Genomic DNA, 23561 nt, shown 5'->3' on the forward strand with positions numbered 1-23561 from the left:
TTCGACATCGCGTTGTGTCGCGCGGCGACCGCCACGGCCTCGTCCATGACCAGAGCGCGGATCAGTGGGCACGCACCATCCCTGTCGACGGAGTCGCCACCGGCAGCCTGTCGGACTTCGCCGCGCCGGCGGGTGCGAGGGCTGTCGCCGCCGCGACAAGGGCTCCGGCTACTCGGCAGCTATATCAATCTCTGTCACGATAAGGGGCATGCCCGTCCTGCGCCTGTTGCGCGCCACCGCGTTCGCGGTGGTGTGCGTGGCGGTGTCGCTGGGCATGCACGCGCTGGCCGGAGGCGCCGCCATCGGCGCGGCGGTCTTCATCGGGGTGACGGCGCTCGTGACGGGTGGCGCCTTCCTCCTCGCCCGGCGGCAGCGGGGGCTCGGAACCCTGCTCGCCGCGGCGTTCGCCGCCCAGTACGGGCTACACCACCTGTTCTCGCAGGCCGCGACGCAGCCGCCGCCGGACGCCTACCACGGGCACGGCCGCCTCGCCGTGGGTGTGGCGATGCTGCTGGCGCACACCGTGACGGCGCTGCTGTCCGCGCACTGGCTGGAACGCGGGGAGACGGCGCTGGCCACTCTGCTGCGCCTGCTCGTCGCCGTCGTGGTCACCCTGCTGGTGCGGGTGGTCGCGCCGTCCGCGCCGAGGCTCCTTCCGCGGCCCTCCGGGAAGAGCGGGTCCTCGTTCGTCACCCGGCTGCTCGCCGCGACCGTCTCCCGGCGCGGCCCGCCGGCGGGAATGTTCGCCATCTGATCCGGGCCACGTGCCCGTGAGACGTTCATCGGCACGGGCCGTCCCGGTCCGCGCCGGTTCGGCGCCTGCGCCGTACCGCGGGCCGGCTCTCTGTACCGCGGACCGGCTCTCTGTATGGCGGGCCGGTACCGCGGGGCCGGCCGCCACCACGGCGGCCGTGTTCGCGGATCCGGGCAGCGCGGCGCCCTCATGACGAACCCCGCCGAGGCGTGCGTCCGCCTGTGCGCGCCTCCGTGAACGGAGACCTTCCATGACCTCTGACGTGCGCGAGCTTCAGCCTGCTCCTCAACGCTCCCCTTCCACCGCCTGGCCGGCGACGCGGGCGTTGTTGCTGCGCCTGCACTTCTACGCCGGCATCCTCGTGGCCCCCTTCCTGCTGGTGGCCGCCACCACCGGCCTGCTGTACGCCGCCTCCTTCCAGCTCGAGAAGGTCGTCCACGCTCACGAGCTCACCGCTCCGCCTCCGCCCGCCGGGCAGGCGCCGCTCCCCCTGGCGCGGCAGATCGCCGCCGCCCGGCAGGCGCACCCGCAGGGGACGATCGGCGCCGTACGGCCCGCCTCCGAGCCGGGAGAGACCACCCAGGTCCTACTCGACGCGGAGGGCCTGCCGGAGAGCACCCGGCTGGCGGTCTTCGTCGACCCGTACACCGGTCAGGTCCGGGGCGTGCTTCCGAGCTACGGCAGTTCCGGCGCGCTTCCCGTGCGCGCCTGGATCTCGGGCTTCCACCGCCACCTGCACCTGGGTGAGCCCGGACGCCTGTACAGCGAGCTGGCGGCCGGCTGGCTGTGGGTCGTCGCGCTCGGCGGCGTGGTGCTGTGGCTGAGCCACCGTCGCCGCACCCTGCGGCCCGGCCGCAAGGCGCAGGGCCTGCGCCGGACCCTGTCGTGGCACGGCTCGGTGGGCCTGTGGATCACCGTCGGCCTGCTGTTCCTGTCCGCGACCGGCCTGACCTGGTCGAGCTACGCCGGGGCGAACGTCGACAAGCTCCAGACCGCGCTCGGCTGGAGCACCCCGTCCCTGCCCGCCACCACGGGAGGCCACGCCGGCCACGCCGGGCACGGTGACGGGCCCGCGGCGGAGGTCGACGCCGACCGCATCGTGCGGGCGGCGGCGGGCGCCGGTCTGTCCGGGCCGCTGGAGATCGCCTGGCCTGCGAAGGCCGGCGGCGCCTTCACGGTCAAGGAGATGGACCGCCAGGTGCCCCAGCGCAACGACCAGGTCGCGGTCGACCCGGGGAGCGGCCAGGTGACCGGCGAACTGCGCTTCGACGACTTCCCCCTGGGCGCCAAGCTGACCCGCTGGGGCATCGACGGGCACATGGGCGTGCTGTTCGGCCTGGCGAACCAGATCGTGCTGGCCGCACTCGCCCTGTCGCTGATCACGATGATCATCTTGGGGTACCGGATGTGGTGGCAGCGACGGCCCACCCGCGGCTTCGCCGCCCCCTACGCGCGCGGCGGCTGGCGCGCGGCGCCCGTGCCCGTACTGCTGGCCGTGGGGGTGGCGGCGATCGCGGTGGGCGTGCTCGTCCCGCTCCTGGGCATCTCGCTGCTCGCCTTCCTGGTCGTCGATGTCGTGCTCGGCCGGGTCAAGAGCCGCTCCTGATCCACGTCACCGCAGCCGATCGCCGCGCGATCGGCTGCGGTGACGCGACCGGGACGGGGCCCAGGACGCGGCCGAGGGCTTCCACACCACTCTCGGACAGAACACGGCCGACGGTGATGCCGGGGGTGACGGTCACCGAGGGCTCCGTTCCGACGTGAGGGCGGGGACGGCGGCGAGCAGCTCCTTGGTGTACGGCTCCTTGGGCGACCCGAACACCTCGGCGACGGGACCGCTCTCGATGATCCGGCCGTCCTTCATGACCGCGATCCGGTCGCTGACGTGATGGATGACACCGAGGTCGTGCGAGATGAAGAGCATGGCCACGGCCAGGTCCCGCTGCAGCGTGGCGAGCAGGTCGAGGATCTGCGCCTGGATCGACACGTCGAGGGCCGACACGGGCTCGTCGCAGACGAGCACGTCAGGGCCGGTGGCCAGCGCACGGGCGATGGCGACCCGCTGCCGCTGCCCTCCGGACATCTCCAGCGGCCGCCGCTCCAGCAGGCCGGTCGCCAGCCCGACCTGGTCGAGCAGTTCGATCACCCGCGCCCGGCGCCGGTTCCTGGGCGATCCGGTGATCGCGACGGCCTCGCCGACGATGCGCTCGACGGAGTGCCGGGGGTCGAAGGATCCGAGCGGGTCCTGGTAGACGGCCTGGATCCGGCGGCGGCCCGGCCTGCGCTCCTTCTCCCGTACGCCGCTCCAGCGCCGCTCCCCGAGCATCACCGTCCCCTCGTCGGGGTCGAGCAGCCCCAGGGCGATCCGGGCCACGGTCGTCTTCCCGGAACCGGACTCCCCTACCAGCCCGAGGGTTTCCCCGGCTCGCAGTTCGAAGGAGACGTCGTCGACCGCCGTCCGGTCCTTGAACCGTTTGACGAGCCCATCGGCCGACAGCAGCACCGGACCGGCTTTCCGGTCGCCGCCGAGGCCGACCGGCGGAAGTTCCGGCAGCCGCTCGAACGGACGGTGGCAGCGGGCCCGGCGGCCGGGAGCGACGTCGGCGTGCGGCGGGTCCTCTTCGCGGCAGGTGTCGTCGGCCAGGGCGCATCGGGAGGCGTAGGCGCACGCGCCGGAGGGGCCCGCGTGCAGGACCGACAGCAGGGTGCCCTTGGCGTGGGCGGCGGGGACCGCCGCCATCAGGGCTCTGGTGTACGGGTGCGCGGGATCGGCCAGCAGGTCCGCGGCGGGGCCTTCCTCGACGATGCGGCCGGCGTACATGACCGCGACGCGATCGGCGAGGCGCGAGACCACGGCCAGGTCATGGCTGATCAGAAGGAGCGCGGAGCCGGCTTCCTTGAGGCGGCCGAGCAGGTCGAGGATCTGGACCTGCACGGTCGCGTCGAGCGCGGTGGTGGGTTCGTCGGCGACCAGCAGCGACGGCCCGGCCGCGACCACGGACGCGATCAGGGCCCGCTGGCGCAGGCCTCCGGACAGTTCGTGCGGGTGCTGCCCCGCTCGGTGCTCAGGGTCGGGGATGCCGGCCTCGGCCAGCAGTTCGAGCATCCGCCTGTTCCGCTCCCGGGCCGGCACCACGTCGTGGGTGCGCAGTGTCTCGGTCACCTCGGCGCCGACCGTGCGGAGCGGGTCGAGGGAGACGAGCGCGTCCTGGAGGATCAGCCCGATACGCCGCCCCCGCACGCCGCGCCATCCGGCCTCCGACAGCCGCGACAGGTCCTGTCCGTCGAAGGTGAGACCGCGCGAGGAGACCGTCGCCCGGTCCCCGGCCAGCCCGACGAGGGCGCGGGCCGTCACGCTCTTGCCCGAGCCCGACTCGCCCACGATCGCCAGGCACTCGCCCGGTGCGACCTGGAACGACACGTCCCGCACGGCCGGCGGCCCGCCGAACGACACGGTCAGCCCGTCGACGTCGATCATGATGTCCTCCGGGTGTAGCGGCGCTGGGCCGCGCGGCCGACCACGTTGACGGCGATCACCGTGACGGTGATGGCGGCGCCGGGGAACAGCCCGATCCACCAGGCGTCGGCCAGGAAGTCACGGCCCTCGGCGAGCATCGACCCCCATTCGGGATCGGGCGGCTTCACGCCGAACCCGAGGAAGCTCAGCCCCGACCCGGCGATCAGCGCGGTGCCGAACCCGACCGTGGCCAGCACCAGCACCGGCCCGACCGCGTTGGGCAGCACGTGCCGGACCACCAGGACCACGGGCCGCAGCCCGAGGCCGTGCGCGGCTTCCACGTAGCCCGACCGCCGCACCACCAGCGCCTCGGTCCTGACCATCCGGGCGTACCCGGGAGTGAAGGCCAGTGCGATGGCCACCACGACGTTGACCAGGCCGCCGCCGAGCACCGTGATCACCAGCAGGGCGAGCAGGAGCTGCGGCAGCGACAGCAGCACGTCGAGCAGGCGCATGGTCGTCTGGTCGGCGGCCCGGCCGCCGAGCGCCGCCACGACGCCGATCAGCGCCCCGGCGGCGACCGCGAGCACGGTCGCGCCGAGCCCGAGCAGCAGGGAGGGACGGGCCCCGTACACGACCCGGGTGAACAGGTCGCGCCCGAGCTGGTCGGTGCCGAACCAGTGACCGGCGCCGGGCGGCAGCAGCGCGCGCACCGGGTCGATGGTGATCGGCGAGACGGAGGTCAGCAGGTCGGGCACGGTGGCGGCCGCCAGAAGCGGCGCCAGCGCCAGCCCCGCGATGATCGTGGATCGCCTCATGCGGGACGCACCCTCGGGTCGATGACCGCGTGCAGCAGGTCGAGCGCGTTGGAGATGACGACGAAGACCACCGCCGACAGCAGCACGACGCCCATCACGACCGGCATGTCCTTGTTGCCGACCGCCTGGAGGGTGAGGGCCCCGATGCCCGCCCGGCCGAACACCGTCTCGACCAGGACGGCCCCGCCGAGCAGGGTGCCCACCAGCCAGCCGGTCAGGGTCGCGAGCGACGCCGCGGCGTGGCGCAGGGCGTGGCGGAGCCGTACGGCGAGCTGGGAGAGCCCGCGCGCCCGAGCGGTGACCGCGAAGGGCTGGGCCAGCGCGGTCTCCAGCCCTTCGCGCAGGACCTGGGCGAGCAGTCCCGCGATCGGCAGCGCCAGCGTCAGCGCGGGCAGCACCAGCGCCACGAGGTCCTGGGCGCCGATCACCGGGAAGATCTGCAGCTGGAAGGAGAACGCGGTCAGCAGCAGGATCCCGAGCCAGTACGACGGCAGTGACACCGCCACCAGCTCCCACGCCCCGGCCGCCGCGCGCACCGTATGGGACCGGCCCGCCGTCACGACGGCGCTGATGATCGCGATCACCACGGCCAGGACCACCGCGGCGGCGGCCAGCTGCGCGGTCGGCCCGAGCTGGTCGGTGATCAGCGTCCAGACCGGGCGCTGGAGCTGGTAGGACGAGCCGAGGTCGCCCGTCACCAGCTTCCCCAGGTAGTCGAAATACTGCACCAGGACGGGCCGGTCGAAGCCGTATTCGGCACGGATCCGGTCGCGGACCTCGGCCGAGGCCATGGTGGCCGGGCCGAGGAGGGTGGCGACCGGGTCGCCCGGGAGGAGCATGAGGGCGGCGAAGGCGAGGGTCGCGGCGCCCCAGAGCACCGCGAACCCCGCTCCGGCCCTTTTCAGGGCGGTCGTCATCAGGACGGCTTGCCGAGCCAGGCGTCGTAGAAGAGCGGCCAGGCGTTGGCGTCCAGGCTGAGGCCCTGGACCTGCTTGCTCAGGCCGAGCACCTGCGACTGGGTGTAGATCGGGATGACGATGGCCAGGTCGATGGCCCGCTGCTGGGTCCGGCCGTACACGTCCTTGCGGACGGCCTCGTCCAGGGTGGCCCTGCCCTCGTCGGTCCACTTGGTCAGGTCGGGGTCGTTGAGGAAGGTGGCGTTCTGGCCGCCCTTCTGCGGTCGGCTGGTGCCGTTGAGCAGCAGCCACAGCACGTCGGGTTCGGCCCGCGCCCAGCTGTAGTCGGCCATGTCGGCCTTGCCGCCGTAGACGCGTTCCAGGTAGGTGCCGATGTCGGCCTGCGGGCGGGTCACCTCGACGCCGATCTTCTTAAGGTCGGCCTGGAAGGCCTGGCCGAGGATGTCACGCTGGTCGCGGACGTACTGGGCGGGCAGCAGCGGCCAGTCGATGACGAGGCGTTTCCCGTTCTTGGTGCGGTAGCCCTCGGCGTCCTTGGTGGTCCAGCCGGCCTCGTCGAGGAGCTTGTTCGCGAGCGCCGGGTCGTACGGCCAGCTGTTCTCCAGGGACGCGTTGTAGCCCGGCGTGGTCGGCGCGAGCGGGCTCCAGGCGCGCTTGAACTGGCCGAAGTAGAGCGCCTTGATGTCGGTGTCGATGTCGATGCCGCGCTGGATCGCCTTGCGGACCTTCTCGTCGTTGAGCGGTTCCTTCGAGGTGTTCAGGTAGATGCTGTAGTTGCCGCCCGGGTAGTCGGCGCTCAGCACCGTCAGGGCGGCGTTGCCCTGGATCCTCTTGGTCTGGGCGGGCGGTACGGCGGCGGCGACGTCGATCTGCCTGCTCGACAGCGACCCGACCCGCACCGACGCCTCGGGCAGGAACCGCACGGTCAGATTGTCGAGGTAGGCCGGCCCGGTGTGCGCGGCCGTCTTCGGCGCCCACTTGTAGGCGTCGTTGCGGGTGAAGACGGCCTGCCGGCCCTTGGCGTACTGGCTGAACACGAACGGCCCTGTGCCGACCTCGACCGGCCCGCCGGAGGTGAGCGCCGCGGAGTTGGCCGCGATCGTCTTCGGCGAGTAGAAGCCCAGGTAGGCGGTGCTGGCGGCCTGCAGGAACGGCGCGAACGGCGCGGAGAACTCCACGGTGACCGTGTGGGAGTCGACGACCTTCGTGCCCGTGTACGGCCCCAGAAGGCTCGACGCGAGCTGCGACTTGGTGGCCGGGTCGTGGATGCGGTCAAAGTTGATCTTGACCGCTTCGGCGTCGAACGGGGTGCCGTCGTGGAAGACGACGTCCTTGCGCAGCTTGAACGTGTAGCTCTTCAGGTCGGGGGCGGCCTCCCACGACTCGGCCAGCCACGGGTGGAACCTGCCGGAGGCGTCCAGCGAGATGAGCGAGTCGAAGACATTGCGCATGATCGCGCCGGTGATGTCCTGGGAGCTCTGGTGGACGTCGAAGGAGACCGGTTCGGTGTCGGCCGCGAACGTCAGGGAGCCGCCCTTGACCGGCGCGGCCGGCGCGGCCGACGCCGCCGGGGCGCCGGAGGTGGCGGCCGGAGAGCCGCCGCAGGCGGCCGCGAACAGCGCCAGCCCCGCGACGGCTCCGGACAATCTCATAATTCTGGGTACGTGCATATTCACCGATCCGGCGGGCTTGAATACTTAGCCGATATTTCAGTCGAAGGCTAATTCGCGACCCACCGGCCGGGTACCCCTAAAAGCCCCTAAGGGCTATTCCTTTGGATATCGGGGAATGGAAACTCGGCGGCTGATCCGCCACCCTTCCGTGGTGCGTTCCAGCACGTCGAGGTAGTCGCCGTTGTGCACGCTCCCGTCCTGCAGGATCGCCAGGTAGCGGCTGCGCGCCCTGACCGCTCCCGCGTCGTCCACGAACACGTGGCTGTCGAGAGTCTGGTGGTCAGGGCCGTCCGGGCCGAGCGCGAGCGAGAATTCGGCGATGGCGGGCAGGCCGTCGACGACCCGCCCGGCGCCGCGGGTCATCTCGATCACGGCGTCCTCGGTGAACACGCGGTGAAGGTCGCCGACCTCCCGGTTGTCGAAGACGTGAGAGAACAGGGCGAGCACGCCCCGGATGTCCGAAATATCCTCGAACGACAATTTATCCATTTGCGCCTCAGGAAATCTGCTGGAGAATGCCGAGCCGGTCGGGCAGAACGTTGTATCGCACGATCCGCCCGTCCCGGAAGGTGATGGTGCTGATGCTGTGGCCGATGAAATGACGGCCGCTCGCGGGGACGCCGAAGAGCGGTTTCCGCTGGACGCCCTCGATGCGCCAGAACACCACCACCCGGTCGTCCTCCGCGACCAGGTCGGTGACGGTCGCCTTGACGCCCTCGACGGTGGCCCAGACGTTCTCGATGTGCCGGCGGAAGTCCTCACGGCCGCCGCCGCCGGGCTGGACGGTCTCGTCGACGGCGTCCTCGGCGATCAGCTCCGCCAGGAGCTCGGGGCGGCGCAGCGTGATCAACTCCTCGTACAGCCGCCGCGCGGTCTCCTTGTTCTTCTCGATGCTCATTGACGCTCCTATCGGGGTGAGGCGCCCGGGTGGGCGGGCGGCAGCAGGATGCCGTTGTTGGCGCTCAGGCCGCCGTCGACGGGGAGGGTGACGCCGGTGACGTACGACGCGGCGGGCGAGGTCAGGAACCAGACGGCCTCGGCCTGCTCGCGCGCCTCCGACCAGCGATGCTGCGGGATCCGCTCCAGGATGGCCGGGCCGAGCACGGGGTGGGCGGCGGCGCCGGCGTTGAGCCCCACCGACACCCCGCCGGGCGCGATGGCGTTGATCCGGACGTTCTCGACCGCGTAGTCGACGGCCAGCCCGCGCACCAGGTTGATCACCGCCGCCTTGGCCGCGTTGTACGCCCAGGTCCCCGGGTCGCCGGCCAGGCCGGAGATCGACGAGGTGACCACGACGGAACCGCCCCCCGAGGCCCGCAGCGCGGGCAGCGCGGCCTTCACGCCGAGCGCCACGCCGCGCACGTTGGTCGCCCAGACGCGGTCGAACCGCTCGATCGCGCCGGGCGACTCCAGCGGCCCGGCGCCCCCGATGCCCGCGTTGAGCACGACCGCGTCGAGCCGGCCGAACCGGCTCAAGGCCAGCTCGGCGAACGCCTCGTTGGTCTCCTCGGTGGAGATGTCCCCGGCCAGGGTGGCGATGCCGTCACCGGCGAGCTCGTCGAGGCCTCGTTTGTCGAGGTCGACGGCGACCACGCGGGCGCCCCGCTCGGCGAACAGCTCCACGATGGCTCGTCCGATCCCACCGGCGGCGCCGGTGACGGCCACGACTTGTGCGCTCATACGCTCCTCTTCTCGATGGTCTCGATCCAGTCCCGCACGGCGGCCACCGTGGTGCCGGAGTGCTCCTCCAGCACAGTGAAGTGGTCGCCGGGCACGTCTGTGGTCTCGTGCGGCAGCGGCCAGGAGGGCCGCCAGTCGAGCCGCCCCGTCGGGTCGACGATGGTCCCGCGCAGCGGCTCCGCGGCGCGGACCATGAGGGTGGGGGCCGAGATCGGCTTAGGCCGCCAGCCGGCCAGCACGAGGCCGTAGCCGCCCATGGTGGTGAGGCTCGCGTCGCTCCACACCATGCGGTAGCGCTCGATGCGTTCGAGCATCCCGGTGAGCATCGCCTTCAGCCACCAGTCGCGCATGCCCTCCAAGGTGGGGCTGTCGATCGGGTACGAGTCGATCAGCACCAGCCCGGAGGCGGGCATGCCCCGGCCGTCCAGCTCCTCCGCGACCGAATGGGCCACGCAGCCGCCCATCGACCGGCCGACGATGAAGTAAGGCCTCCCGCCGACCAGCTTCGCAACCGTGTCGGCGTGCATCTGGACGTAGGTCTCCTCGGTGTCGGGGAGCAGGTCCTCCGGGTCGTACCCGGGCGACGGGAGCACGTGCACGTCCCGCCGGCCGTTCAGCGCCTGGCCGAAACGGGCGTACTCGTGCGGGCCGGAGATGGCGCTGACGGCGGGGAAGCAGATGACGGCGGCCGGGGCGGGGCCCTCGGCCAGCCGGATCGGCGGCAGCACGTGATCGGAGGTCTGCTCGGCGGTGAAGCTGCCGCGCAGCCTCGACGCGACGCCGATCAGCTCGGCCGCCGCCGCGTACCGGCCCTTGGCGTAGAGGGCGCGGTACAGCTCCGACAGCGGGCCCTGGCGGACCTGCTCCGGCTCCGGCTCAGGCCGCACCGTGTCGAGCCTGGTCAGGAGGTAGCCGGTGAGGGCCTCGGCGGTGCCGTGGTCGAAGGTGACCGTGGCGGGCAGCCGCAGCCCGGCGAGGGCGTCGAGGCGGTTGCGCAGTTCCACGGCGGTCAAGGAGTCGAGGCCGAGCTCGCTGAACGGGCGGCCGGGGGCGATCGAGCGCGCGTTCGCGCCGAGCACGGCGGCGACCTCGGCGGTGACCGCCTCCAGCGCGGCCTCCTCGCGCCGCCCTTCGGGCAGCCGCGCGAGGCGGTGGGCGAGCTTCGGCCCGGTTCCTGCGCGCGACCCCGCGGTGCTCCTGGCCGGGCGGATCAGGCCTCTCAGCAGGGCGAGCGGCCGCTCCTCGCGAGGGCGCAGGTCGAAGCGGGCCGCGACCAGGAGCGGCTCGTCCCGATCGAGGGCCGCGTCGAAGAGCGCCAGTCCTTCCTCCGTGGTCAGCGCGCCGAGCCCGGCGCGCGCCGCCCTGGCCCGGTCGGCGTCGGTGAGGTGGGCGGTCGTCCCGGTCGGGCGCTCCCACAGGCCCCAGGCCAGCGAGAGGCCCGGCAGCCCGAGGGTGCGGCGGTGCGCGGCCAGCGCGTCGAGGAAGCCGCCCGCGGCGGCGTAGGAGGCCTGCCCCGGGCCGCCGAGCAGCCCGGCCACCGACGAGTACAGGACGAAGGCGGCCAGGTCGTGGCCGCGCGTGAGTTCGTGCAGCACCCACGCGCCATCGGCCTTGGCGCGCAGCACGCGGTCCACCCGTTCGCCGGTGAGCGACTCCACCAGGCCGTCGTCGACGACGGCCGCCGCGTGCACCACCGCGGTCAGCGGCCGGTCGCGCGGGATCGCGGCCAGCACCGCGGCGACCGCGGCGCGGTCGGCCGCGTCGCCGGCGGCGACGGTCACGTGCGCGCCGAGGCCGGCGAGCTCGTCCTCCAGCCCGGGTTCGAGCCGTCCGCTGCGGCCCAGAAGGACCAGGTTCCGGGTGCGCCCGGTCCGCACGAGGTGCCGGGCGAGCTCGCCGGCGAGCGCGCCCGTGCCGCCGGTGATCAGCACCGTGCCGTCCGGGTTCCACTCCCGCGCCGCACCGTCGCGCGCGGACGCGCGCGCCAGCCTGGGCGCGAAGAACCTCCCGTTCCGCACCGCCAGTTGCGGCTCCTCCGAGCCGAGCACGGCGGCGACCGCCAGACGCACCGCCTCCGGTGCGGCGTCATCGGCGTCCACGAGGAACACCCGCCCGGGATGTTCCGCCTGTACGGATCTGACCAGCCCCCAGACCGGCGCGACGACCGGGTCGGGGCTCTCCTCCGGGGTGGCCGCGACGGCATGCCGGGTGAGGACGACCAGCGGCCTCTCGTTCTCTTCCGCGAGCCACTCCTGCACCTGGCCGAGCACCCGGTTCACCTGCCCGTGGACGGCGGCCTCCGTGCCCAGGTCGCCGGGCTTCGTGCCGGTGACCTGGACGACGTGGGCCTCCCCGCCGGAAGGCCGCGGGGTCACCTCGGTCCAGGTGACCGTGAACAGGGAGTCGTGGCCCGCCGGGCGCAACCGGTCGGCCGAGACCAGGCGGGCCCGGAGCGAGGCGACCGACACGACCGGCGAGCCGGTCTCGTCGGCGGCGTCGAGGGAGAGCTCGTCGGGGCCGTGCAGGACCAGCCGGACGCGCAGCGCGCCGGCGCCCGAGGCGTGCAGCCGGACCCCGCCGTAGGCGAACGGCAGGCGGTTCTGCCCCGGCGGGCTGTCCTTGAGCCCGTGGTGCGCGGCGATGTGCAGGGCGGCGTCGAGCAGCGCCGGGTGCACGCCGAACCGGGCCGCCTCGCCCTGCTCGGCCTCCCCCAGCGCGACCTCGGCGAAGAAGTCGTCGCCGTCCCGCCAGGCGGCGCGCAGCCCCTGGAACGCGGGTCCGTAGGTGAGGCCCGCGTCGGCGAGCTCCCGGTAGACGTGGCCGATCTCGACGGGGACGGCCCCCGGCGGGGGCCAGCTACCGCTGCTCTCCGGGGCCGGGCCCGATTCGCCGAGGGTCCCCGCCGCGTTCCTGGTCCAGCCCTCGCCGGTGCTGGAGTGGATGGTGACGGGACGGCGGCCCTCGTCGTCGAGCGCGCCGACGGAGACCTGGACGTCGACCGGGCCGCCGGCCGGGACGACGAGCGGGGTCTCGACGACGAGCTCGTCCAGGGTGGTCAGGCCCACCTCGTCCCCGGCTCTGACGGCCAGCTCGACCAGCGCGGTGCCGGGCACGATGACGGTGCCCATGACGGTGTGCCCGGCCAGCCAGGGGTGGGTGCGCAGCGACAGCCTCCCCGACAGCAGCACGCCGCCGGCGTCGGCCAGCACGGCCGTCGCGCCGAGCAGCGGATGCCCGGCCGAGGTGAGGCCGAGCGACGCCGGGTCGCCGGAGTTCAGCGTGGCGGGTCCGAGCCAGTAGCGGTCGTGCTGGAAGGCGTAGGTCGGCAGGTCGACCCGGCGCGCCTCAGGGAGCACGGCGTCCCAGTCGACCGGCCGGCCGTGGATGTGCGCGCGGCCCAGGGCGAGCAGCGCGGTGCGCTCCTCCGGCTGGTTCCGGCGCAGTACGGGGACCAGGGACCGGTCTTCGGGGAGTGATTCGCGGGCCATGCCGGACAAAACCGCATCGGGTCCCAGTTCGAGGAACGTCGTGACGCCCGCCGCGTCGAGGGCCGTGACCGCGTCCGCGAATCTGACGGGTTCGCGCACCTGGGCGACCCAGTAGCCGGGGTCGGTGACGTCGCCGGCCTTCCCGGTCAGCGTGGAGACCAGCGGGATGCGCGGGTCGTGGTAGGCGACCGATTCGAGGACCTGCCGGAACTCGGCCAGCATCGGGTCCAGCCGGGCCGAGTGGAAGGCGTGGCTGACGGTGAGCCGCCGGGTGCGGCGGCCTCTGCCGGAGAACTCCGCGACGACGGCCTCGACCGCGTCCTCGTCGCCGGTGACCACGATCGACGACGGGCCGTTGATCGCGGCGATCTCGACGGTGTCCGGGATCTCCCGCTCGGTGGCCTCGACGGCGGCCATCGCGCCACCCGGCGGCAGCGCCTGCATCAACCGGCCCCGCGCCGCGACCACCCGGGCCGCGTCCGCCAGTGACCACACGCCCGCGACATGGGCCGCCGCGAGCTCGCCGATCGAGTGCCCGGCCACGTAGTCGGGCCGCACCCCCCACGACTCCAGCAACCGGAACAGGCCGACCTGCAGCGCGAACAGGCCGGTCTGGGTGTAGACGGTCTGGTCGAGCAGACCGTCGGACCCGGACACGACGTCGCGGACCGGGACGCCGTCGAGGTGCCGGTCGAGCTCGGCCGCGGCGGCGTCGAACGCCTCGGCGAACACCGGGAACCGGTCGTACAGCTCCCGGCCCATGCCCTCCCGCTGACTCCCTTGACCGGTGAACAGGAAGGCCAGCTCCCGGCCCGCCCGGCCGGTGACCACCGAGGCCGACGGCTCCTCGGCCGCCAGCGCCCGCAGCGCCTCCACCAGCTCGGCGGGGCTCGAACCCACGACCACGGCGTGTTCGTCGAGCCGCGCCCGGGTACGGACCAGCGACCACGCCACGTCCGCCGGATCGTCACCCGAGGTCACGAAGTCCGCCAGCCGGGCCGCCTGGGCGCGCAGCGCGCCGGGCGTGCGGGCGGAGATCACCCAGGGCACCGAGCCCGTCCCGGCGGGGCGTCCGGGCTCTGTGGTGGCCGGGGCCTCCTCGATGATCACGTGGGCGTTGGTGCCGCTGACGCCGAACGCCGAGACCCCCGCCCTCCGCGGCCCCTCCGACGGCCACTCGCGGGCCTCGGTGAGCAGCTCCACCTCACCCGACGACCAGTTCACATACGGAGAGGGCTCGTCGACGTGCAGGGTCCGCGGCATCAGCCCGTGCCGGATCGCCTGCACCACCTTGATGACCCCGCCGACGCCGGCCGCCGCCTGGGAGTGCCCGATGTTGGACTTCAGCGAGCCCAGCCACAGCGGACGGCCCGGCGCGCGCCCCTGGCCGTAGGTGGCGAGGATGGCCGTGGCCTCGATCGGGTCGCCCAGGCTGGTGCCGGTGCCGTGGGCCTCCACGAGATCGACGTCGGCCGGCGACAGGCGGGCCCCGGCCAGCGCCGCCTGGATGACGCGCTGCTGCGAAGGGCCGCTCGGGGCGGTCAGGCCGTTGGAGGTGCCGTCCTGGTTCACCGCCGAGCCGCGGACCACCGCGAGGATCGGATGGCCGAGCCGCTGCGCGTCGGAGAGCCGCTCGACCAGCAGGAAGCCGACGCCCTCCGCCCAGCCGGTGCCGTCGGCGGACGCGGCGAACGCCTTGCAGCGGCCGTCGGCCGACAGACCGCGCTGGCGGGAGAACTCGACGAACCCCTGCGGGGTCGCCATCACCGACACGCCCCCGGCCAGAGCCAGGTCCGACTCCCCCGACCGCAGCGACAGCGCCGCCAGGTGCAGCGCCACCAGCGACGAGGAGCAGGCGGTGTCGACCGTCACGGCCGGGCCCTCGAACCCGAAGGCGTAGGCGATGCGGCCGGAGGCGACGCTGCGCAGCGTCCCGATGCCGATCTGCCCCTCCAGCTCCACCGGGTGACCGGCCCCGACGCCGTAGTCGCCGCCGGCCAGCCCTGCGAACACGGCGGTACGGCTGCCGCGTAACGTCTCGGGGTCGATCCCGGCCCGCTCGAACGCCTCCCACGCCGTCTCCAGCAGCAGCCGGTGCTGCGGGTCGGTGGCGAGGGCCTCCCGTGGGGAGATGCCGAAGAACCCGGCGTCGAACCCGGCCACGTCCTCGATGAACCCGCCGTGGCGGGTGGAGGAGGTGCCCTGGTGGTCGGGGTCGGGGTCGTACAGGGAGTCGAGATCCCAGCCCCGGTCGGCGGGGAACGCGGTCACCGCGTCGCGCCCGGACGCGACCAGCTCCCACAGGTCCTCCGGCGAGGTCACCCCGCCGGGGAACCGGCACGCCATGCCCACGATCGCGACCGGTTCCCGCCGCGCCGACTCCACCTCGTGGAGCCGGGACCGCAGGCTCTGGACGTCGGCGATGGCGCGTTTGAGATATTCGCGAAGCTGTGCGTCGTCAGCCATGGGAAGAGCTCCTAAAGCGGGTCGTGGTCGAGGAGCCGGAACAGCTCCTCATCGGTGGCGGAGTCGAGGTCGACCGTCGCGCGGGGACCGGTGTCCCACTGGTCGAGCAGCCGCCGCATCCGGCTGAGCAGTTCGGGTTCCGGATCGGCGGACAACACCGTCTCCAGGTAGTCGAGGGAGGCCGCCGCGTTCGGGAACCGGACGGCCGAGCCGGACAGCTCGTCGCGCAGGTAACGGGCGACGGCCGCCGGGGTCGGGTGGTCGAACACCAGCGTGGGCGGCAGTTGCAGCCCGGTCGCCGTGTTGAGCCGGTTGCGCAGGTCGACGGCCGTGAGCGAGTCGAGCCCGACGTCGCGGTAGGGCCGGCCCAGTTCCACCGCCGCGGCGTCGTCGTGGCCCAGCACGATCGCCGACTCGGCCCTGACCAGCGCCAGCACGGCGGCTTCGAGGTCGGCGCCGGTGAGCGCGGACAGTGACGGCGCCCGCTCCGGTTCGGCGGTGACGACGTCGGCGGCGCGCGGCCCGGCGGGGGCCTGGTCGAGCCAGAAGCGGCGGCGGTGGAAGGCGTAGGTGGGCAGCGGCACCCGGCGGGCGCCGGAGAAGACCGGCCGCCAGTCGACCGCGACGCCCCGCACATGGACCTCGGCCAGTGACGTGAGGAAGCGTTCGAGGCCGCCCTGGTCGCGGCGCAGCGAGCCGGCCACCACGACGGGCCGGTCGGGCAGCGTCTCCTGGACGCCCGCCGTCAGCCCGGGATGCGGGCTGACCTCGATGAACACGCCGTACTCCTGGTCGGCGAGCCGACGCACGGCCTCCTCGAACCTGACCCGTTCCCGCAGGTTCGCGTACCAGTAGCCGGCGTCCGGCGGGGTGTCGCCGAGCCAGTCGCCGGTGACCGTCGAGAACAGCGGCACCCGGCCCTGCCGCGGCTTCGCCGGCGCGAGGACGTCGCGGACGGCGGTCTCGATGCGCTCGATGTGGTGCGAGTGTGAGGCGTAGTCGACGGGGATCCGCCGGGCCCGCCCGCCCTCCGCCTTCACGGCCTCGACCAGCGCCTCCACCGCCTCGGGATCGCCCGACACGACGACCTGCGCGGGACTGTTGACGGCCGCGATCGAGACTCCAGGACCGAGCCGGGGTTCGACCTCGTCCGGCGGGAGCGCGATGGAGGCCATCGCCCCCGTGCCGGCCAGCGCGACGATCGCCCGGCTGCGCAGCGCCACCACGCGGGCCGCGTCGTCGAGAGTGAGCAGGCCCGCCACGGCGGCCGCCGCGATCTCACCTTGGCTGTGCCCGACGACGGCGTCCGGCCGCACGCCGTGGTGCTCCCACACGGCGGCCAGCGACACCATGACGGCCCAGAGCAAGGGCTGGATGACGTCCACCCGGCCGAGGTCGTCCTTCAGGGCCTCTTCGGGTTCCCAGTCGATGTACGGGGCCAGCGCCCGCCCGCACTCCGCGAACCTGGCGGCGAAGACGGGCGACTGTCCGAGCAGCTCGACCGCCATGCCGGCCCACTGCGACCCCTGCCCGGGGAAGACGAACACGACCTTGCCCTCGGCGTCGGCGGCGCCGCGGACGACACGCCCGGACGAGGTCCCGGCGGCCAGCGCGCGAGCGCCTTCGGCGAACCCCGCCGCGTCGCCGGCCACGACGACGGCGCGCTGCTCCAGCGCGGCCCGGCCGGTGACGAGCGAGAACCCGACATCGGCCGGATCCGCGGCGACCTCGGCGAGCCGGGCGGCCTGGCCCGCCAGCGCCTCGGACGTCCGGGCGGAGATCGGCCAGACCGAAGGCAGGCCGGGTTCCCGGGTGGATTCCACCACCGGGGTGGCGGGTGGCTGTTCGATGATGACGTGGGCGTTGGTGCCGCTGACGCCGAACGAGGAGATCCCCGCCCTGCGGGGCCGTTCCGACGTCCATTCGCGGGGTTCGGTGAGCAGCCGGACCGCGCCCTCCGACCAGTCGACATGCGGGGTCGGCTCGTCGACGTGCAAGGTCTTGGGCAGCACGCCGTGCCGGATCGCCTGGATCATCTTGATGACCCCGGCCGCGCCCGCGGCGGCCTGGGTGTGGCCGACGTTCGACTTCAGCGAGCCGAGCCAGAGCGGGTCGCCGGGCCGGTCCTGCCCGTAGACGGCCAGCAGGGCCTGGGCCTCGATCGGGTCGCCGAGCGTGGTCCCGGTGCCGTGGCCCTCGACCACGTCCACCTCGCCGGGGGTGAGCCCGGCATTGGCCAGGGCCTGCCGGATCACCCGTTGCTGAGACGGCCCGTTGGGAGCGGTCAGGCCGTTGGACGCGCCGTCCTGGTTGACGGCGGTGCCGCGGACCACGGCCAGCACGGGATGGCCGAGCCGGCGGGCGTCGGACAGCCGCTCGACCAGCAGCAGAGACGCCCCTTCCGCCCAGCCGGTGCCGTCGGCCGCCGCCGCGTAGGCCTTGCAGCGACCGTCGGCGGCCAGGCCGCGCTGCCGGGAGAACTCGACGAACACCGACGGCGTGGCCATCACCGCCACTCCCCCCGCCAGCGCCAGGTCCGACTCGCCGGTCCGCAGCGACTGCGCGGCCAGGTGCAGCGCCACCAGCGACGACGAGCAGGCCGTGTCGACGGTGACGGCCGGCCCCTCGAACCCGAAGGAGTAGGCGATGCGGCCGGACGCGACGCTGCCCGCGTTGCCGTTGGCCAGATAGCCTTCCAGGCTGGCCGGCGCGGTCCCGGCGGGTGGCGCGTAGTCGTGGTACATGACCCCGGCGAACACGCCGGTACGGCTGCCGCGCAGCGTCTCGGGGTCGATCCCGGCCTGCTCGAACGCCTCCCACGCCGTCTCCAGCAGCAGGCGTTGCTGGGGGTCGGTGGCCAGCGCCTCCCGGGGAGAGATGCCGAAGAACGCCGCGTCGAAGTCGGCGGCGTCGTGCAGGAAACCGCCGTGCCGGGTGTAGGAGGTGCCGGGACGGGCGGGGTCGGGGTCGTACAGGGCCTCAAGGTCCCAGCCGCGATCGTCCGGGAACCCGGAGATCGCGTCACCGCCCGACTCGACGAGCCGCCACAGGTCGTCGGGGCCGGCCACGCCGCCGGGCAGGCGGCAGGCCATGCCGACGATGACGATCGGGTCCTCGTCGGTCCGCACGCGCCGGGGCGCGGCCGCGGGGGCGGCGGGGGCGGAGGGGGCCGCGGGTTCGAGCCGGGACTCGATGAAGGTGGCGACGGCGGCGGGCGTCGGGTGGTCGAAGGTCAGCGTGGCGGGCAGCCGCAGCCCGGTGGCGGCGGTGAGGCGGTTGCGCAGTTCGACCGACATCAGCGAGTCGAGCCCGAGGTCGCCGAAGGCCCGCTTTCCGCCGACCGCGTCCGTGCCGAGCACCGCTCCGGTCTCCGCGCGGACCAGCGCCAGCACGGCCTCGCTCCGGGCGTCCCCGGCCAGGCCGGCGAGCTTGCGGGCCGGCGGGACGTCCTGGGTGGCGGGCCCGCGTGCCGGGCGGGAGGCGCCGCGCAGCAGCGGCACGGCGCCGGGATCGAGCGCGGCCGGGACCACGAGGGAAGCGTCCAGGCCGAGCGCGGCGTCGAACAACTCCAGTCCGGTGGCGGTCGCCAGCGGCCGGACCCCGCTCCTGGCCGCCCTCGCCAGGTCGGCCTCGCTCAGGTGGGCGCTGATCCCCGTGCTCTCCGCCCACAGGCCCCAGGCCAGCGACACGGCGGGCAGGCCGAGCGCGCGGCGGTGCGCGGCCAGGCCGTCGAGGTAGGCGTTGGCGGCGGCGTAGGAGGCCTGACCGGCGCTGCCGAGCGTGGCCGCGATCGACGAATACAGCACGAACCAGGCCGGCGGCCGCTCTCTGGTCAGCTCATGGAGGTGTCGGGCCGCGTCGGCCTTCGGCCGCAGCACCGCCGACACCCGCTCGGGGGTGAGCGAGCCGAGCACCCCGTCGTCGACGACGCCGGCCGCGTGCACCACGGCGGTCAACGGGTGCGTTTCCGGCACGGAGGCCAGCACGCCCGCGAGGAAGCTCCGGTCGGCCACGTCACCCGCGAGGAGGTCGACCCGGGCGCCGAGCGCGGCCAGTTCCTCCCGCAACTCGATCGCCCCGGGCGCCCCCGCCCCCCGGCGACTGGTCAGGACGAGCCGCCGGACGCCGTGGCGGGTGACGAGGTGCCGGGCCAGCAGCGCCCCGAGGCCACCGGTGCCGCCGGTGATCAGGACGGTCCCCTCGGGGTCGAGCGGCGCGGCCGGGTCTCCCGTGGTCCTGGTGAGGCGGGGCACGAGGATCCGCCCGTCCCTCACCGCGACCTGCGGCTCGCCGGCGGGGATCGAGGACGGAACGTCGCCGTCGATCAGGACGACACGGCCCGGGTGCTCGGTCTGGGCCGACCGCACCAGCCCCCAGACGGCGGCGGCCGCGGGGTCGACGCTCTCGCCCGGCAGGGCGGCCACCGCGCCGGACGTGCGGACCACGATCGTGCCCGGCCCGTCGAGCCGGTCGCGCAACTCGGCGAGCGTGCCGTTCACCAGGTCATGGAGACCGGGCCCGTCCTGCGCCACGCCGGTTCCGGCGGCGGCCTCCCCGCCGGCCCGGTCGAGCCGGCCGGGCGTGGTCGTCCCGATGTCGATCGTGGTGGCGGTCTCCACCGGCGGCCCGGCCGGGGCGTCGATCCATTCGACCACGTACAGCGCGGCCGGCCGGAGGGCGCCGGGGTCGATCGGGCGGGAGCGCAGGCCCTCGACCGAGAGGATCGGGGCGCCCGCGGCGTCGGCCAGGTCCACCGTCCATTCGTCGTTGCCCATCGGGGTCAGCCGGACGCGGGCGCTCGTGGCCGCCGAGCCGTGGACGCGGACTCCCCGCCAGGCGAACGGGACCAGGACCCGGCCCGGGTCGGCGGCCAGGTGGAGGGCCGCGTCGAGCAGGGCCGGGTGCACGGTGAACCGCCCGGCGTCCTCGGCGGCCCGGGCGTCCTGGAGGGAAACCTCGCCGTAGATCGTCTCACCGTCACGCCAGGCCGTGGTCACGCCCTGGAAGGCGGGGCCGTAGTCGAGCCCGCCCAGCGCGAGCAGCTCGTAGAGGCCGTCGACGCCGAGCGGCTCGGCGTGCTCGGGCGGCCACACGCCCGCGCCGGGTTCCCGGTCGCCGGTCGTGAGGCGGCCGGTGGCGTTCCTGACCCAGTCGCCCTCGCCCGATCGGGAGTGGACGACGAGGTCGCCGCCGTCCAGGGCGAGCTGGATGTCCGTGGCGCCGTCTTCGGGGATGACCACCGGGCTCTCGATGACCAGCTCGTCTAGGACGGGCAGCCCTGCTTCGGCGCCGGCGCGCAGCGCGAGGTCGACGAGGGCGGTGCCGGGGAGCACCACGGTGCCGGCGATGGCGTGGTCGGCGAGCCACGGGTGGGTGCGCGTGGAGAACCGGCCGGTGAGCAGCACGCCTCCGTCGGCGAGGTGGACGACGGCGTTCAGCAGCGGATGGTCGTGGCCTACGCCTGCGGCCTCCCCGGGCAGGTCGAGCCAGTAGCGGGAGCGCTGGAACGGGTAGGTGGGCAGGTCGACCTTGCCCGCGCCGGGAAGCAGGGCGTCCCAGTCGATCCGCCGGCCGTGGATGTGGGCGTGCCCGAGGGCGAGGAGCGCGGTGACGTCCTCGGGCCGGTCCTTGCGCAGGACCGAGGTGACCACACGATCGGCGGGCAGCGATTCGCCGGCCATCCCGGACAGGACCCCATCAGGGCCCAGTTCAAGAAATGTCGTGACACCTGCCGCATCGAGGGCCGTGATCGCGTCGGCGAACCTGACGGGTTCCCGTACCTGACGGACCCAGTGGTCCGGCGTGGTGACGTCGCCGACCTGGCCGGTGAGGGTGGACACCAGCGGTATGCGCGGCTCGTGGAAGGCCACCGATTCCAGGACCTGCCGGTATCCGGCCAGCATCGGATCGAGCCGCGCGGAGTGGAAGGCGTGGCTCACCGTGAGCCGCCGTACGCGCCGGCCGCGCGCGGCGAACTCCGCCGCCACCGCCTCGACCGCGTCCTCGTCACCGGTCACCACGACCGAGGACGGCCCGTTGATCGCGGCGATCTCCACAGATCCCGCGATCTGCTCAGTTCCCGCGTTCTCCACGGAATCCGCGATCTCCACCGCGCCCGCGATCCCCGCGAACCCCGCGACCTCCTGCTCGGTGGCCTCGACGGCCGCCATCGCGCCACCGGTGGGCAGCGCCTGCATCAACCGGCCCCGCGCCGCGACCACCCGCGCCGCGTCCGCCAGTGACCACACGCCCGCGACATGCGCCGCCGCGAGCTCCCCGATCGAATGCCCGGCCACGTAGTCCGGCCGCACCCCCCACGACTCCAGCAGCCGGAACAGGCCCACCTGCAACGCGAACAGGCCGGTCTGCGTGTAGACGGTCCGGTGCAGCAGCCCTTCCGCACCGAACACCGCCTCCCTGACCGAGACCCCGTCGAGGTGACGGTCCAGTTCGGCGACGGCGGCGTCGAACGCCTCCGCGAAGACGGGGAAGCGTTCATGCAGCTCGCGGCCCATGCCCTCCCGCTGGCTGCCCTGCCCGGTGAACAGGTAGGCGAGTTCGCCGCCCTCGGCGCCCTTCACGACCTGGGGTGACGGCTCGTCCGCCGCCAGGGCGAGCAGCCCCGCCACCAGCTCGTCGTTGCTCGACCCGACCACGACCGCGCGTTCGCCGAGCCGCGCCCTGCGGGCCAGAGATCGGGCGACGCCGGCCGGGTCGGATCGCTCCGCCAGGTGCGCGCCCAGCGCGGCGGCCTGGGCACGGAGCGCCTCGGGCGTCCGCGCCGACACCACCCACGGCACCGGCCCCTCGGTCTTCCCTGCCGACACCACCTGCGGCGCCGGCCCTTCGGTCTTCCCCGCCGTCGCCACCTGCGGCACCGGCCCCTCGGTCCCCTCCGCCGTCGCCGCCGGAGGACGCGCGGGGGCCTGTTCGACGATGACGTGGGCGTTGGTGCCGCTCACGCCGAACGCCGACACGCCCGCCCTGCGCGGGCCGTCCGCGGGCCACCGCCTGGCCTCGGTGAGCAGGCGTATCGTCCCCGCCGTCCAGTCCACGTGCGGCGTGGGCTCGTCCACGTGCAGGGTCCTCGGCAGCACGCCGCGCCGGATCGACTCGATGACCTTGATCACTCCGGCCACGCCGGCCGCCGCCTGGGTGTGCCCGATGTTCGACTTCACCGAGCCCAGCCAGAGCGGCCGCCCGGGGTCGCGGTCCTTCCCGTACGTCGCCAGCAGCGCCCCCGCCTCGATCGGGTCGCCGAGGGTCGTCCCCGTCCCGTGGGCCTCCAGCAGGTCGACCTCACCCGCCGACAGCCCGGCCGACTCAAGGGCGCGTCGGATGACCCGCTGCTGCGACGGGCCGTTGGGCGCGGTCAGGCCGTTGGAGGCGCCGTCCTGGTTGACCGCCGAACCGGTCAGCACGGCCAGCACGTCGTGGCCGAGGCGGTGCGCGTCGGAGAGGCGTTCGAGGAGCAGGAACGCCACCCCCTCCGCCCAGCCGGTCCCGTCGGCGGAGGCCGCGAAGGCCTTGACGCGCCCGTCGGGCGCCAGGCCGCGCTGCCGGGAGAACTCCACGAACCCGACGGGCGACGTCATCACGGTCACCCCGCCGGCCAGCGCCAGCTCGGACTCACCGGACCGCAGCGACTGGGCCGCCAGGTGTAGCGAGACCAGCGACGACGAGCACGCGGTGTCCACCGTCACCGCCGGGCCCTCGAAGCCGAAGGTGTAGGCCACCCGTCCCGACGCCACGCTCATGGCCGTGCCGATCGACAGGTAGCCGTCCACGGCGGCCGGGACGGAAGGCAGCCTCGCCGCGTAGTCCTGGCCGTTCATCCCCACGAACACGCCCGTCCGGCCGCCGCGCCACTCGGTGGCGTCGAGGCCGGACCGTTCGAACGCCTCCCAGGCCAGCTCCAGCAGCAGCCGATGCTGCGGGTCGGTGGCCAGCGCCTCCCGCGGCGCGATGCCGAAGAAGTCCGCGTCGAAGTCGGCCACACCGTCCAGGAAGCCGCCATGGCGGGTGTAGGTGGTGCCGGGCCGGTCGGGGTCCTGGTCGTACAGGGCATCGAGATCCCAGCCCCGGTCGGAGGGGAACTCCGTGACGGCGTCGGTGCCGTCCTCGAGCAGCCGCCACAGGTCCTCCGGTGACCGGACGCCGCCCGGGAGCCTGCAGGCCATGCCGATGACGGCGATCGGCTCGGTGCGCTCCTCCTCGACTCGCTGGAGCTGCCGCCGGGTCTCGTGCAGTTCGGTGGACACCCGCTTGAGCAGGTGCCTGATCTGGTCGTCGCTCATATGTCGTTCGT

The 23561-nt window shown here is 73.9% G+C and carries 11 protein-coding genes; 2 read left to right on the forward strand and 9 right to left on the reverse strand.

The genetic code is table 11. From position 1 onward, the window contains the following. Window positions 1–208: 208 nt before the first annotated feature. Both ACFO60_RS20330 and ACFO60_RS20335 read left to right on the forward strand, forming a co-directional pair. Entirely contained in the window at window positions 209–754 is a 546-nt protein-coding gene (locus ACFO60_RS20330; RefSeq protein ID WP_380842219.1) for a hypothetical protein, read from the forward strand. Between the two features lie 250 nt (window positions 755–1004). Further along, window positions 1005–2360 carry a PepSY-associated TM helix domain-containing protein gene (locus ACFO60_RS20335; RefSeq protein WP_380842221.1) on the forward strand — a complete coding sequence of 452 codons (1356 nt, stop codon included), beginning with the start codon at window positions 1005–1007 and terminating at the stop codon, window positions 2358–2360. Between the two features lie 132 nt (window positions 2361–2492). On the opposite strand, the gene ACFO60_RS20340 is transcribed toward ACFO60_RS20335, so the two are convergent. The 9 genes from ACFO60_RS20340 to ACFO60_RS20380 all read right to left on the reverse strand — a co-directional run bounded on the left by ACFO60_RS20340 (window position 2493) and on the right by ACFO60_RS20380 (window position 23550). Beyond that, a complete protein-coding gene (locus ACFO60_RS20340) occupies window positions 2493–4232 on the reverse strand; it encodes a dipeptide ABC transporter ATP-binding protein (protein WP_380842223.1) in 1740 nt (579 codons plus the stop codon). Then, a complete protein-coding gene (locus tag ACFO60_RS20345) occupies window positions 4229–5029 on the reverse strand; it encodes an ABC transporter permease (RefSeq protein WP_380842225.1) in 801 nt (266 codons plus the stop codon). Before ACFO60_RS20345 ends, ACFO60_RS20340 begins: the two co-directional genes overlap by 4 nt. Beyond that, the gene (locus tag ACFO60_RS20350; RefSeq protein WP_380842227.1) at window positions 5026–5946 is read right to left on the reverse strand and encodes an ABC transporter permease; all 921 of its coding nucleotides are present in this window, start codon (window positions 5944–5946) and stop codon (window positions 5026–5028) included. Before ACFO60_RS20350 ends, ACFO60_RS20345 begins: the two co-directional genes overlap by 4 nt. Continuing rightward, window positions 5946–7592, reverse strand: a complete 1647-nt coding sequence (locus ACFO60_RS20355; RefSeq protein WP_380842229.1) for an ABC transporter substrate-binding protein — start codon at window positions 7590–7592, stop codon at window positions 5946–5948. The genes ACFO60_RS20350 and ACFO60_RS20355 overlap by 1 nt, the downstream gene beginning before the upstream one ends. 120 nt (window positions 7593–7712) lie before the next feature. Then, complete coding sequence (locus ACFO60_RS20360) at window positions 7713–8108, reverse strand: nuclear transport factor 2 family protein (RefSeq protein ID WP_380842232.1); 396 nt, start codon at window positions 8106–8108, stop codon at window positions 7713–7715. A gap of 7 nt (window positions 8109–8115) precedes the next feature. Beyond that, window positions 8116–8517: an ester cyclase gene (locus ACFO60_RS20365; RefSeq protein ID WP_380842234.1), complete on the reverse strand. Its 402-nt coding sequence runs from the start codon at window positions 8515–8517 to the stop codon at window positions 8116–8118. Between the two features lie 8 nt (window positions 8518–8525). Next, complete coding sequence (locus tag ACFO60_RS20370; protein WP_380842237.1) at window positions 8526–9299, reverse strand: SDR family NAD(P)-dependent oxidoreductase; 774 nt, start codon at window positions 9297–9299, stop codon at window positions 8526–8528. Further along, window positions 9296–15253, reverse strand: coding sequence for a type I polyketide synthase (locus ACFO60_RS20375; RefSeq protein WP_380842239.1), 5958 nt, complete (start codon window positions 15251–15253; stop codon window positions 9296–9298). Before ACFO60_RS20375 ends, ACFO60_RS20370 begins: the two co-directional genes overlap by 4 nt. Before the next feature lie 11 nt (window positions 15254–15264). After that, window positions 15265–23550, reverse strand: coding sequence for a type I polyketide synthase (locus ACFO60_RS20380; RefSeq protein ID WP_380842241.1), 8286 nt, complete (start codon window positions 23548–23550; stop codon window positions 15265–15267). Window positions 23551–23561 lie beyond the last annotated feature (11 nt).

Source organism: Sphaerisporangium dianthi (genome assembly GCF_042654065.1).
GTDB classification, from domain to species: Bacteria; Actinomycetota; Actinomycetes; order Streptosporangiales; family Streptosporangiaceae; genus Sphaerisporangium; species Sphaerisporangium dianthi.

Bases quoted from the DNA above. Each gene is read 5' to 3' on its own strand.
- ACFO60_RS20330 (WP_380842219.1), top strand. From the start codon at position 209: ATGCCCGTCCTGCGCCTGTTGCGCGCCACCGCGTTCGCGGTGGTGTGC.
- ACFO60_RS20335 (WP_380842221.1), top strand. From the start codon at position 1,005: ATGACCTCTGACGTGCGCGAGCTTCAGCCTGCTCCTCAACGCTCCCCT.
- ACFO60_RS20340 (WP_380842223.1), bottom strand. From the start codon at position 4,232: ATGATCGACGTCGACGGGCTGACCGTGTCGTTCGGCGGGCCGCCGGCC.
- ACFO60_RS20345 (WP_380842225.1), bottom strand. From the start codon at position 5,029: ATGAGGCGATCCACGATCATCGCGGGGCTGGCGCTGGCGCCGCTTCTG.
- ACFO60_RS20350 (WP_380842227.1), bottom strand. From the start codon at position 5,946: ATGACGACCGCCCTGAAAAGGGCCGGAGCGGGGTTCGCGGTGCTCTGG.
- ACFO60_RS20360 (WP_380842232.1), bottom strand. From the start codon at position 8,108: ATGGATAAATTGTCGTTCGAGGATATTTCGGACATCCGGGGCGTGCTC.
- ACFO60_RS20365 (WP_380842234.1), bottom strand. From the start codon at position 8,517: ATGAGCATCGAGAAGAACAAGGAGACCGCGCGGCGGCTGTACGAGGAG.
- ACFO60_RS20370 (WP_380842237.1), bottom strand. From the start codon at position 9,299: ATGAGCGCACAAGTCGTGGCCGTCACCGGCGCCGCCGGTGGGATCGGA.
- ACFO60_RS20375 (WP_380842239.1), bottom strand. From the start codon at position 15,253: ATGGCTGACGACGCACAGCTTCGCGAATATCTCAAACGCGCCATCGCC.
- ACFO60_RS20380 (WP_380842241.1), bottom strand. From the start codon at position 23,550: ATGAGCGACGACCAGATCAGGCACCTGCTCAAGCGGGTGTCCACCGAA.